At 69.1% G+C, this 12,096-nt stretch carries 10 protein-coding genes; 7 read left to right on the top strand and 3 right to left on the bottom strand.

What is annotated here, in order from left to right:
* Position 1: 1 nt before the first annotated feature.
* From BHS09_RS00345 to BHS09_RS00355, 3 genes are all read left to right on the top strand, one after another.
* Positions 2-466: a macro domain-containing protein gene (locus BHS09_RS00345; RefSeq protein WP_140796864.1), complete on the top strand. Its 465-nt coding sequence runs from the start codon at positions 2-4 to the stop codon at positions 464-466.
* Positions 467-527: 61 nt separating this feature from the next.
* The gene (locus BHS09_RS00350) at positions 528-1,106 is read left to right on the top strand and encodes a hypothetical protein (protein WP_140796865.1); all 579 of its coding nucleotides are present in this window, start codon (positions 528-530) and stop codon (positions 1,104-1,106) included.
* Between the two features lie 352 nt (positions 1,107-1,458).
* Entirely contained in the window at positions 1,459-2,613 is a 1,155-nt protein-coding gene (locus tag BHS09_RS00355; RefSeq protein ID WP_237080101.1) for a hypothetical protein, read from the top strand.
* Between the two features lie 51 nt (positions 2,614-2,664).
* Here BHS09_RS00355 and BHS09_RS00360 read toward each other — a convergent pair whose 3' ends face one another.
* The gene (locus BHS09_RS00360; RefSeq protein WP_140796867.1) at positions 2,665-3,543 is read right to left on the bottom strand and encodes an SDR family oxidoreductase; all 879 of its coding nucleotides are present in this window, start codon (positions 3,541-3,543) and stop codon (positions 2,665-2,667) included.
* Between the two features lie 43 nt (positions 3,544-3,586).
* The gene (locus BHS09_RS00365; RefSeq protein WP_140796868.1) at positions 3,587-4,255 is read right to left on the bottom strand and encodes a TetR/AcrR family transcriptional regulator; all 669 of its coding nucleotides are present in this window, start codon (positions 4,253-4,255) and stop codon (positions 3,587-3,589) included.
* A 65-nt stretch (positions 4,256-4,320) separates the two neighbouring features.
* Between BHS09_RS00365 and BHS09_RS00370 the strand changes: the two genes are divergently transcribed.
* The 3 genes from BHS09_RS00370 to BHS09_RS00380 are packed head-to-tail and all read left to right on the top strand — an operon-like array spanning position 4,321 to position 9,660.
* On the top strand, positions 4,321-6,030 hold the full coding sequence (locus BHS09_RS00370) for an acyclic terpene utilization AtuA family protein (protein WP_174260471.1): 1,710 nt from the start codon (positions 4,321-4,323) through the stop codon (positions 6,028-6,030).
* 4 nt (positions 6,031-6,034) lie between these two features.
* Positions 6,035-7,651, top strand: a complete 1,617-nt coding sequence (locus BHS09_RS00375; RefSeq protein WP_140796870.1) for an acyl-CoA carboxylase subunit beta — start codon at positions 6,035-6,037, stop codon at positions 7,649-7,651.
* A gap of 14 nt (positions 7,652-7,665) precedes the next feature.
* Positions 7,666-9,660 (top strand): acetyl-CoA carboxylase biotin carboxylase subunit, encoded by a 1,995-nt coding sequence (locus BHS09_RS00380; protein ID WP_140796871.1) that lies wholly within the window; start codon positions 7,666-7,668, stop codon positions 9,658-9,660.
* A gap of 30 nt (positions 9,661-9,690) precedes the next feature.
* On the opposite strand, the gene BHS09_RS00385 is transcribed toward BHS09_RS00380, so the two are convergent.
* Positions 9,691-10,902, bottom strand: a complete 1,212-nt coding sequence (locus BHS09_RS00385) for an MFS transporter (RefSeq protein ID WP_140786561.1) — start codon at positions 10,900-10,902, stop codon at positions 9,691-9,693.
* 62 nt (positions 10,903-10,964) lie between these two features.
* Between BHS09_RS00385 and BHS09_RS00390 the strand changes: the two genes are divergently transcribed.
* Positions 10,965-12,035 (top strand): isopenicillin N synthase family dioxygenase, encoded by a 1,071-nt coding sequence (locus tag BHS09_RS00390; protein ID WP_140796872.1) that lies wholly within the window; start codon positions 10,965-10,967, stop codon positions 12,033-12,035.
* Positions 12,036-12,096 lie beyond the last annotated feature (61 nt).

Consider the following 12,096-nt stretch of genomic DNA (forward strand, 5'->3'; position numbering starts at 1 on the left):
CATGCCCGTCTCTGTCGTCGAAGGGGATTTGCTGGACCAGCCGGTGGAGGCCATCGTCAATGCCTGGAACCGGAACATCATCCCCTGGTGGCTGCTGTTGCCGCAGGGGGTGTCCGGCGCCATCAAGCGCCGGGGTGGGGTAGGGCCCTTCCGCGAGGTGGCGAAGGCGGGCCCCATGCCGCTGGGCTCGGCGGTGGTGACCTCCGCCGGGCGGTTGCCATTCAAAGCCATCATCCACGTCGCGGGCATCGACATGCTCTGGCGGGCCTCGGAGCGCTCCATCCAGGACTCCGTCCGCAATGCCCTGGCGAAGGCCCGCGAGCAGGGTTTGCGCTCCGTGGCCTTCCCTGTCATTGGTGCGGGCTCTGGCAGCTTCAATGAGGCGCGCGCGCTCGAGCTGATGCGCCAGGTCCTGGGCGTGGAAGCCGGCGCCCTCGACGTGAGCATCGTGCGCTTCCGGCCATAGGCTCCGTCAGCTGGATGCAGGGACCAGGATTGACCTGTTCCAACGCAATAGGACTGAAGCGATGCTTCGATTTTTCAAGAAGAAGAAGTCGGGTCTCATCGTGCTCTCGTTGAACGCGCGGCTGCAACCCATGCACCGGGCCGAGTTGGAGGATGCCTTCGACGAGGTTTCCGAAACGCTGGGATTGGGCGCACGCGTCACCGGCGGAGGAACGCTGATGGCGCCCGATGGAGAGATCGAGCGTTGCGACATCGACATCGAGCTGGATGACTACTCGCGCGAGCTCGCGGAGAAGGTTGCCGCCGTGGTGGGGGAGATGCTGGCGCCGAAGGGCTCCGAGGTCATTCTGCCCGACGATGAGGGCTCGATTCCGTTCGGCTCAGATGAAGGGCTGGGGCTGTACCTGAACGGCACGGACTTGCCCGCGGAGGTCTTTGCCTCATGCGATAGCAATCACGTCCACGACGAATGCGAGCGCTTGCTGGGCGAAGAGGGCATGATTCATAGCCATTGGCAGGGGCCCACGGAAACGGCGTTCTACATGTATGGCCGCAGTTACGAAGAGATGCTGGCCAGAATCAGTGGATTCATCGCCGAGTATCCTCTGTGCCAGAAGTGCCGCGTCGTTCGGCTTGCCTGATTTGGGAGAAGTCGCACAGAGGTGCAGCGGCCGGAGGCACTCACCCTCCGGCGCTGCTGCCATGCGCGCGCTCTTACCAGAGCCAGTGACCGGAGGCTTGCCCGCGGGCGGGCTGTCTCGCAGTCGCTCGACTTGGGCCAACCCACCCCGGCGTGAAAGCCAATAGGCACCGCCGCGAAAGTATTCGTCAGGGGCTGGAGCGGCCCGTTGTCTGATGTCAGACCCTGCGTCTAATTCTCGCTTTACCTCGAATCTATCGAGGCAAGGCGAAATGGCCGGGACGGCAACTGGGCAAGACCTCATGACGAATCGACGTTCTGGAGTTGCATTTGCAGGTGGGTGGCGTTGGAGTGTGGCATTGCTGACCGCGGTGGTGGGCTGTGGTGCGCAGGAGAAGCCGCTGGACCCCCCTCCTCCTGCCGCTGAGCAGGAGACGCTGCGTGCCGCGGAAGAGCAGGCGGCGCTGCTGACGCCACCCGCCGGGTGTACCGAAATCACCATGGGCGAGCTGACGAACGGCATCGAGCGGACGCCGGTGCAGTATGGCCCGCAGCCGACCTACGTCGGCTCGTTCTCCGACCAGGGCGACCCGGCGGTGGCGGATGTCGCCCGCATCCGGCTGGATGTGAATACGGCGCCGGGCGTCTATGACCTGGCGACTGGAGGCACCAACCTCTTCACGTGCGAACAGTGCGTCTGGGGTGTCCAGGACTCCGGTACCTCCACGGCGAAGACCTTCGTGGCGGAGTCGGGCACGCTGATGCTCGCGCTCAAGGTGTCGCCGCAGCAGACGATTGGCGCGCTGGCCAACGTGACGCTGCGCCAGACGGTGGCCGCGCCGCCGCTCTACGCGCCGTACACCGGCACCGTGCCGGTGGCGGAGGGCGAGTGCCGGTGGATTCGCTTCGCGACGTGGAACACCGCCCGCCACGGCGGGTGTGACCCTCGCGAGGGCTCGCTGACGGCGAACATCTCCGGCCACACCTGCGTGGCCACCAACCGCGCCGCGGATGACGGCACGCTGGAGCGGTCGCTCGGCACGAAGACGCAGGGCGAGGCGTGCACCTACACCGCGGCGACGAGTGAGTACGAACTGGCGACCACGGACTGCGAGGAGGGTTACGCCTGTACCTCTGCCTGGGGCTCACCGCGCCAGTGCCTGGCGACGTGTGACTACATGGCGGTGGATCCGGGCTGCCCCTCGGGCACCGTGTGTGGCGTCCAGGGCCTGTGCCAGGCTCAGTCGGTGATGCAGCCTGCGGGCTTCGACTTCGATGCCGCGCTCATCGGTGAGCAGTGCACCCTGTCCTTCGCCGAGTTCTGCGGGACGGAAGGTGCGCGCGGCGTCTGCGCGAACGTGACGGGCTCCGGCCCCAGCTACTGCTACCCCTACGCCCGCGCCCGCTCGGACTGCGGCGCGGGTGAGGAGCTGGGCTACGTGTCCTACCCGCTCTCCGGTGGTGGCTACGACCGCACCTACGGCTTCTGCTATCCGGATGGCCTCTAGCCACCGCCAGCCCCGCTTCCGCCCGTCCTGTGCGGAAGCGGGGTGTTGTTCCTACTCCTTCGACTCACCCCCGAGGATGCGCGGCGCCGACGCGCGGTGGAAGCCCTCGTAGGGCTTGGAGGCGGTGGTCTCCTCCAGCGGGAAAATCTTCGTGTTGCACGAAGCACCGCCGTCAATCTTGATGACCTCGCCGGTGATGAAGGCCGCGGCGTCGGTGAGCAGGAAGACGATGGCAGCGCTCACCTCGGACTCGGTGGCGAGCCGCTGGAGCGGCACCTCCTTCTTGAGGAGGGGAATCATCGCCCGCACGCCCTCGTCCTTGTAGCTGTCCATTCCGCTGGAGGCCACCCAGCCGGGCGCCACGGCATTCACGCGCACGCCGGACGCGGCCCACTCCACGGCGGCCGTCTGCGTCAGGTTGAGCATGCCCATGCGCGCCGCGCCAGAGTGCCCCATGCCCGGCATGCCGCCCCACGAGTCCGCGAGCATGTTGACGATGGCGCCCCCGTGGTTGCTCATGGATTGGAGATAGACTTCCCGCGCCATCAGGAAGCCGCCGGTGAGGTTGGTGGACACCACCGCGTCAAAGCCCTTCTTGGAGATGGCCGACAGCGGCGAGGGGAACTGCCCGCCTGCGTTGTTGACCAGGCCGTGGATGGGGCCGTGCGCGGCGATGATGCGCGCCACGGTGGCCTTCACGCCCTCCTCGTCGCGGATGTCGAGCACCTCGAAGGACACCTTGCCGCCGTCCTCCTGGATTTCCCGCGCGACGGCCTCCAGCTTGTCGGGCTTGCGGCCCACCAGGACGACGTTGGCGCCCAGCGCGGCCAGCTCGTGCGCGGTGCAGCGGCCAATGCCACTGCCGCCGCCGGTGACGACGATGGTGCGGTTGCTGAAACAGCCCGGTGCGAAGAGAGAGCGGTAGCTCATGGTCAGCTCCTGATGTGGAGGTCGTTCATGAAACCTTTGGTCCTCAGCCCTTGCGGGTGCGCCGGACACTCAGGGCCTCGTCCAGGGTGAGCGCCCAGCGGTGGAGGACCTTCTTCCTGCGCGCGCTGTCGTCCCTCAACAGGTTGGCCAGCGCGAGTCCCCGGATGAGGTCGAGCGTGCCCTGAATCAGCTCGCGCACCTCCGCGACGCTGTCGTCCACGCCGAGCAACTGCACCGTCAGCCGGTGGAACTCCCGCCCCACGCGGGCCTCCAGCGGGGCCAACTGCGCGCGCAGCTCCGCGTCCGCCACGGCGGCCACCCACAGCTGCACCGCGGCGGTGAAGACAGGGCTGAGGTAGATGCCGGCCAGCATGTGGAGGATGGCCTCCGTGCGGCGAGCGTCGGCCGGCAACTGGGCGGCCTTGCGGAGCACGGCCTCCACCTGCTGGTGCCCCACGTACTCCACGGCGGCGGCCACCAGGTCGGCGCGGGTGGGGAAGTGGTGCTGACAGGCGCCCCGGGACACACCCGCGCGCTCGGCAATCACAGTCATGGTCGCGCCCGCCCACCCCAGCTCGGAGAGCGCGCCAATGGCCGCCTCCATCAGACGCTGGCGCGTGACGCGGCTGCGCTCCTGCTCCTGCCTGCCGGGCGTGCCGGATGCCTCACTCACCCGGCCAGGATGCGAGCCAAGGGTTAAAAAAGCAAGCATGCTTGCTTTTTTAGACCCGCCTGCCCAGACTCACGCGTCCTTCGTTGCTGCCGAGTGGAGAGCTCATGCCTGCGTCCCCCCTGCGTGTCGGCAATGCCTCGGGCTTCTATGGAGACCGCTTCTCGGCGGTCCGGGAGATGCTCGAAGGCGGCCAGCTCGACGTCCTGACTGGCGACTATCTGGCCGAGCTGACGATGCTGATTCTGGGCCGGGACCGGATGAAGGACCCGTCCACCGGCTATGCCAAGACGTTCCTCCGACAGATGGAGCAGTGTCTGGCGTTGGTGGCGGAGAAGAAGGTCAAGGTCGTCACCAACGCGGGAGGGCTGAACCCGGCGGGGTTGGCCACCGCGCTCCGTGAGGTCGCCGCGAAGCTGGGCGTGAAGGTGCAGGTGGCGCACGTGGAGGGGGATGACCTCTCCGGGCAGGCGGACGCGCTGGGCCTGGGCTCGCCGCTCACCGCGAATGCGTACCTGGGCGGGTGGGGCATCGCCGCGTGCCTGCGCGCTGGGGCGGACATCGTCGTCACCGGACGAGTGACGGATGCCTCGCTGGTGGTGGGCCCGGCGGCGGCGCACTTCGGCTGGAAGGTGGATGACTGGGACCGGCTGGCGGGGGCCATGGTCGCCGGCCACGTCCTGGAGTGCGGCACGCAGGCCACGGGGGGCAACTTCTCCTTCTTCACGGAGCTGGACGCGCGGCGCCCCGGCTTCCCGCTGGCGGAGCTGTACGAGGACGGCAGCAGCGTCATCACCAAGCACGCGGGCACGGGCGGCGCGGTGACGGTGGACACGGTGCTGGCGCAGCTCGTCTATGAAATCACCGGGGCGCGGTACGCGGGCCCGGACGCCACGGCGCGCTTCGACACCATCGCCCTGGCGTCGCATGGCAAGGACCGCGTCCGCATCTCCGGCGTGCGCGGCGAGCCGCCTCCCCCCACGGTGAAGGTGTGCCTCAACAACCTGGGGGGCTACCGGAACGAGGCGACGTTCATCCTGGTGGGGTTGGACATCGAGGAGAAGGCGCGGCTGGCGCGCGAGCAACTGGAAGCGGCGCTGACACGCAAGCCGAAGGAGCTCCAGTGGATGCTCACGCGGACGGACCGCGAGGACGCGGCCACGGAAGAGCAGGCCGCCGCCTTCCTGCGCGTGGTGGTGAAGGACGCCGACGCGAAGGTGGTGGGCCGGGCCTTCAGCGGCGCGGCCGTGGAGCTGGCGCTGGGCAGCTACCCGGGCTTCACGATGACGGCGCCTCCCTCGGACGGCGCGCCGTATGGCGTCTACACGCCGGCCTATGTCGAAGCGGAGCGCGTGAAGCATGTCGCCGTCCTCGAGGACGGAACGCGCACCGCCATCACGCCTCCCGGCGAGACGCGCGCACTGGAGTCCGTGGAGCCACCGCCGCTGCCACCGCGAGTGCCGGACGGCCCCACGCGCCGGGTTCCGCTGGGGCGCATCGTCGCCGCGCGCAGTGGTGACAAGGGCGGCACGGCGAACATCGGCGTCTGGGCGCGCACGGATGCGGCCTGGCGGTGGCTGGCGCATGCGCTCACGGAAGAGAAGCTGCGCGAGCTGCTCCCGGAGGCCGCGCCGCTGCGCATCGAGCGGCACGTCTTCCCCAACCTGCGGGGGCTGAACTTCGTCGTCGATGGCTTGCTGGGTGAGGGCGTCTCCTCGTCCACCCGCTTCGACCCACAGGGCAAGGCGCTGGGCGAGTGGCTGCGCTCGCGGCACATGGACATTCCCGAGGCGCTGCTGCGCGAAGGACAGGAGTAGACCGATGCCACGAATCACCTCGCGAATCGACCCGGGCTCCGAATCCTTCAAGGCGAACCGCGCGGACATGCTGGCCCGCGTCTCCGAACTGCGCGCCATCGAGGCGAAGGTCCGGAACACGGAGAACCAGGCGAAGGAGAAGTTCCACAAGCGAGGGCAGCTCTTGCCTCGCGAGCGGCTGATGCTGCTGCTCGACCGGGGCTCGCCCTTCCTGGAGCTGTCCACGCTGTGTGGCTATGGCTACCACGACGACAGCGACGGCTCGCTGGCGGGTGGCAACAGCATCATCGGCATCGGCTACGTGTCCGGGGTGCGGTGCATCGTCTTCGTGAACAACTCCGCCATCAAGGGTGGCACCGCGTCGCCGTGGGGCGTGCAGAAGGCACTGCGCGCGCAGGCATTGGCGCTGGAGAACAAACTGCCCATGGTGTCGCTGGTGGAGAGCGGCGGCGCCAACCTGATGTACCAGCAGGAAATCTTCATCCCGGGCGGGGAGACCTTCTACAACCAGGCGCGGCTGTCGGCGGCGGGCATTCCCCAGGTGACGGTGGTGCACGGCTCCAGCACGGCGGGCGGCGCGTACCTGCCGGGCCTGTCCGACTACGTGGTGATGGTGAAGAAGAAGGCGAAGGTGTTCCTCGCGGGCCCGCCGCTGCTCAAGGCGGCCACGGGGGAAGTCGCCACGGATGAGGAGCTGGGTGGCGCCCAGATGCACGCCACGGTGGCGGGCACCGCGGACTACCTGGCGGAGGACGACGCGGACGCCATCCGCATGGCCCGCGAAATCGTGGCGAAGCTCGGGTGGAACGCGCAGCTCCCGCCCACCGAGCGCCCCGCCTATGCCGAGCCCGTGTACTCGCCCGACGAGCTCTGCGGCGCCGTGCCCGTGGACTACCGCAAACCGTACGACTGCCGCGAGGTCATCGCGCGCATCGTGGATGGCTCGGAGTTCACTGGCTTCAAGGACGAGTACGACGCGCACACCGTCTGCGGCTGGGCGAGCCTGTACGGCCACCCGCTGGGCATCATCGGAAACAACGGGCCGATTTCGCCCCAGGGCGCGACGAAGGCGGCGCAGTTCATCCAGCTGTGCTGCCAGAAGGACACGCCCATCCTCTACCTGCAGAACACCACGGGCTACCTGGTGGGCACGCAGCCGGAGCAGGGGGGCATCGTGAAGCACGGCGCGAAGATGATTCAGGCCGTGGCCAACGCGACGGTGCCGCAGCTCACGGTGCTGATTGGCGGCGCGTTCGGCGCGGGCAACTACGGCATGTGCGGCCGTCCGTTCCATCCGCGCTTCATCTTCGGGTGGCCCAACTCGCGCACCGCCGTCATGGGCGGCGAGCAGGCGGCGAAGGTGATGTCCATCGTCTTCGGGGAGAAGCTGGCCCGGCAGGGACAAGCGGTGGACGAGGAGCAAATCAAGGCGTTCTGCCAGCCCATCATCGACCAGTTCGACAAGGAGTCGCACCCGTTCAACTGCAGCGCCCGGATGTTCGACGACGGGCTCATCGACCCGCGGGACACGCGGCGGGTGCTCGGGTTCGCGCTGTCGGTGTGCCGTGAGGCGAAGCGGCGGCAGGTCCATCCCAACACGTTCGGCGTCGCGCGGCTGTGAGAGGAGCGGACACGATGGAGCGTTTCAAGAAGGTCCTCATCGCGAACCGCGGCGAGATTGCCGTCCGGGTGATTCGGACCTGCCAGCGGTTGGGCTACCGCACCGTGGCGGTGTTCTCCGAGGCGGACCGCGGCGCGCCGCACGTGCTGGCGGCGGACGAGGCGGTGGCCATTGGCCCGTCTCCGGCGAAGGAGTCCTACCTCGTCATCGGGAAGATTCTGGAAGCGGCGAAGGTGTCCGGCGCGGAGGCCATTCACCCGGGCTACGGCTTCCTGTCGGAGAACGCGGACTTCGCGCGCGCCTGTCATGACGCGGGCCTGGTGTTCATCGGCCCGGAGGCCGAGGCCATCACCCTGATGGGCAACAAGCGTCAGGCGAAGCTGCGCATGATTGCGGCGGGCGTGCCCTGCATTCCTGGCTACGAGGCGTCCGACCTGGATGACGAGGAGCTGGCGGTGGAGGGCGAGCGCATCGGCTTCCCGCTGATGGTCAAGGCGGCGGCGGGTGGCGGCGGGCGCGGCATGCGGCTGGTGCACGAGGCGTCGCAGCTTCGCGCGGCCCTGCGCGCGGCGCGCTCGGAGGCGACGAATGCCTTCGGGAGTGGCGAGCTCATCCTGGAGAAGGCCGTCATCGACGCGCGGCACGTGGAGGTCCAGGTCTTCGCGGACACGCACGGCAACGTGGTGCACCTGGGCGAGCGGGACTGCTCGGTGCAGCGCCGGCACCAGAAAATCGTGGAGGAGAGTCCGTCACCGGCGGTGAGCCCGGCGCTGCGCGCGCGCATGGGTGAGGTGGCGGTGGCGGCGGCCCGGGCCATTGGCTACCGGGGAGCGGGGACCATCGAGTTCCTCCTCGCGCCGAGCGGTGACTTCTACTTCATGGAGATGAACACGCGCCTCCAGGTGGAGCACCCGGTGACGGAGCTGATTACCGGGTTGGATTTGGTGGAGTGGCAGCTCCGCGTGGCGGCGGGGGAGAAGCTGCCCCGGACGCAGGAGGCGATTTCTGCGTCGGGGCATGCCATCGAGGTCCGCCTCTGCGCGGAGGACCCCGCGAAGGGCTACGCGCCCCAGGCCGGGCGGCTGTTGGCGTGGAGGCTGCCGGTGCGCGAGGGCGTGCGCATCGACCACGGCGTGCGGGAGGGGCAGGCGATTCCGCCCTTCTATGACTCCATGCAGGCGAAGGTGATTGCGCACGGCCCGGACCGGGAGACGGCGCGCCGGCGGCTGGTGGAGGCGCTGCGCGAGCTGACGGTGTTTGGCGTCACCACCAACAAGAACCTGTTGTTGTACGTGCTGGAGCACGCGGCGTTCCGTTCAGGGGAGTACGACACGGCGTTCATCGCGAAGCACGCGGCGGCGTCGGAGGTGAAAGGGCTGTACCAGGCAAACGCGAAGGCGCGGGCGCTGGCGGCGGCGCTGCTCTTCCACGACGAAGGCCTGAAACTGGCGGACACGGCGGGACTGGATGTGTCCCTGCTGAACTGGAACACGTCCCACCGCCACCCCGTGCGGATGAAGCTCGCGAGCCGTGGCGCGGAAGAGTCTGTCACCGTCCAGCCCGTGTCCGCGGAAGGGTACGAGGTGGGCGTGGGGGATGCGTCGTTTGAAGTGTCCGTGTTGGGGTTGTCCGCGGGCGTGCTCGAATTCGCCAGCGCCGGGACGCGGGGCCGCGCGCGCTACCTGAGGGACGGGGACACGCTGTGGCTGGACCTGGGCTCGGGGGCACACGCCGTGACGGACGTAACGTTCCGTCCGCCGTCGAAGTCGGACGGAGTGGGCAGCGGACGGCTGGCGGCGCCCATGGATGGGCGCATCCTGCGCGTGGACACGCAGGTGGGCGCGGCGGTGAAGCCCGGGGACGTCCTGGTGGTGCTGGAGGCCATGAAGATGGAGTTCCAGGTGGTGGCGGACGTCACGGGCACTGTCGCGGAGCTCAACGTGTCCGTGGGCAGCCAGGTGAAGGCGAAGCAGCTGCTGGTGTCGCTGGCGGCGGAGAAGGCTTCCTGAGCGATTGGGCCTGGCTCGAGCGGCGGAGCGTCAGGCCTCCGCCGCTTCAGGCACAGTGCCCTTCGGCCCTCGCTTGAGCGCCAACAGGGCCACGACACACAGCGCGGCGCCGGAGGCGCACACCCCGCTCCATCCCCAGTGCGTCCAGGCGAAGGTCCCCAGCCATGAGCCCGCGGCGCCGCCCGCGAAGTACGTCACCATGTAGAGCGTGTTCAGCCGGCTGCGGGCCTCCGGACGTAGCGAGTACACCCGCGTCTGATTGGAAATCTGGTTCGCCTGGACGCCCAAATCGAGCAGCACCACGCCCAGCGCCATGCCCCACAGCCAGCGCCCCAGGGGCCACATCACGACGAAGGACAGCAGCAGCACGACGATGGCCGCGCCGTTGATGCGCCGGTCCCCGCGCTTGTCGGCGTAGCGGCCCACCAGCGGGGCCACGGCGGCGCCCGCCACGCCCACGACGCCGAAGAGCCCGGCCACCTGCGCGTCGTACTTCTGCGGCAGGCTCTGGAGGTACAGCGCCAGTGTGGACCAGAACACGCTGAACGCGCCGAAGCTGAGTGCGCCCAGCACCGCATGCAGCCGCAGCACGGGCTCGGTGCGCGCCAGGTGGATGAGCGAGCGCAACAGTTGCGGATACGGCATGGAGGCCATGGGCGGCTGGGATGGCAGCGTGAAGCGCAGCACGCCGGCCAGCGCGAGCATGAGCCCCGCCGCAATCCAGAACATGGCGCGCCAGCCCAGGTGCGTCCCGACGAAGCCCGCCGCCGTCCGGGACAGGAGGATGCCAATCAGCACACCGCTCATGACGGTGCCCACCACCCGGCCTCGCTGCGCCGCGGGCGCCAGGTGCGCCGCGAAGGGGACGAGGAGTTGGGGAATGATGGTGGTGACGCCCACGACGAAGCTCGCGGCCACCATCCAGTGGAGCGTCGGCGCGAGTGCCACGCCCACGAGCGCCAGCGCCACCAGTGTGTTCATGGTGACGATGACCCGCCGCCGCTCCAGGCTGTCGCCCAGCGGGACGATGAAGAGCATCCCCACCGCGTAGCCCACCTGCGTCAGCATGGGCACCAGCCCCAGCGCGCTCCCCGAGGCCCCCAGGGCCGCGCCGATGTCTCCCAGCAGCGGCTGGTTGTAATAGAGGTTCGCGACGGTGGCGCCCGAGGCGGCGGCCATCAGCCACACGAGCCCGGTGGACAGAGCGGTGTGGGGAGCTTCCGGAGGGGAATGCGTCGGCATGGCGGCGGGCGGACTCTCGCGCCGCGCCCTGCCGGGGTCCAGACCTGTGTAGGCTCCCGGGAATGACAGGTCCGGATTCCGCACGGGGCGGCTTGCCCGTCATCGACATGGCGTCACTGTTCGATGCATCCCGCGTCACCGAGCGTGCGCGCGTCGCGCGTGAAATCGAGCAGGCCTGTCGCGACAGCGGCTTCTTCTACGTGACGGGCCACGGCGTGTCCGGCGAGGTGCTCGCGCGGTTGGAGCGGGAGAGCCACCGCTTCTTCGCGCTGCCCCGGGCGGCGAAGGAGGCCATCGCCATGTCGATGGGCGGTGTCGCGTGGCGGGGCTGGTTCCCGCTCGGGGGGGAGCTGACCTCGGGGCGTCCGGACCGGAAGGAGGGGTTGTATCTGGGCACGGAGCTCGGAAGCGAGCACCCGCGCGTAAAGGCCGGCTGGCCGTTGCACGGCGCCAACCTGTGGCCCACGGAGGTGCCGGAGCTGCGCGCGGCGGTGCTCGACTACATGGCGGCCTGCACGCGCGCCGCGCATGCGCTGATGGAGGGCGTGGCGCTGAGTCTGGGCCTGGACGCGGACTACTTCCGGCGGCACTACACGGCGGACCCGACGGTGCTCTTCCGCGTCTTCCATTACCCCGCCGAGCCCCAGTGCGAGGAGGAGAGCTGGGGCGTGGGCGAGCACACCGACTACGGCCTGCTCACGCTGCTGGCCCAGGACGACAACGGCGGGTTGCAGGTGAAGACGCCGCGCGGCTGGATGGAGGCACCGCCGCTGCCCGGGACGCTGGTGTGCAACATCGGCGACATGCTCGACCGGATGACAGGCGGCTGGTACCGCTCCACGCCGCACCGGGTGAAGAACGTGAGCGGCAAGGACAGGCTATCCTTCCCACTCTTCTTCGACCCGGACTTCGCCGCCGAGGTCCACCCCCTGCCACGCGGCGCGGGCGCTGACGTGGACGTGGACCGCGCACGCCGCTGGGACGGCGCCAGCGTCCACGCCTTCCAGGGGACCTACGGCGACTACCTGCTGGGCAAGGTGTCCAAGGTGTTTCCGGAGCTGGTGCGGCGGGTGTGGGAGCGCGCGCCCACGGCACTGCCGGAGGAGACACCCCGAGGACCGTTACCGCGTTGACGGAGCCCGGGTCGCGTGCTTGAGAGCGCTGCGCCGGATGGCGAGATTCGGCGCGTCCACA

The organism is Myxococcus xanthus, assembly GCF_006402735.1.
Taxonomy (GTDB): Bacteria; Myxococcota; Myxococcia; order Myxococcales; family Myxococcaceae; genus Myxococcus; species Myxococcus xanthus_A.

Excerpts from the sequence above, each read along its gene's own strand:
- BHS09_RS00345 (WP_140796864.1), top strand. The coding sequence starts at position 2 with ATGCCCGTCTCTGTCGTCGAAGGGGATTTGCTGGACCAGCCGGTGGAG.
- BHS09_RS00350 (WP_140796865.1), top strand. The coding sequence starts at position 528 with ATGCTTCGATTTTTCAAGAAGAAGAAGTCGGGTCTCATCGTGCTCTCG.
- BHS09_RS00360 (WP_140796867.1), bottom strand. The coding sequence starts at position 3,543 with ATGAGCTACCGCTCTCTCTTCGCACCGGGCTGTTTCAGCAACCGCACC.
- BHS09_RS00365 (WP_140796868.1), bottom strand. The coding sequence starts at position 4,255 with ATGCTTGCTTTTTTAACCCTTGGCTCGCATCCTGGCCGGGTGAGTGAG.
- BHS09_RS00370 (WP_174260471.1), top strand. The coding sequence starts at position 4,321 with ATGCCTGCGTCCCCCCTGCGTGTCGGCAATGCCTCGGGCTTCTATGGA.
- BHS09_RS00375 (WP_140796870.1), top strand. The coding sequence starts at position 6,035 with ATGCCACGAATCACCTCGCGAATCGACCCGGGCTCCGAATCCTTCAAG.
- BHS09_RS00380 (WP_140796871.1), top strand. The coding sequence starts at position 7,666 with ATGGAGCGTTTCAAGAAGGTCCTCATCGCGAACCGCGGCGAGATTGCC.
- BHS09_RS00385 (WP_140786561.1), bottom strand. The coding sequence starts at position 10,902 with ATGCCGACGCATTCCCCTCCGGAAGCTCCCCACACCGCTCTGTCCACC.
- BHS09_RS00390 (WP_140796872.1), top strand. The coding sequence starts at position 10,965 with ATGACAGGTCCGGATTCCGCACGGGGCGGCTTGCCCGTCATCGACATG.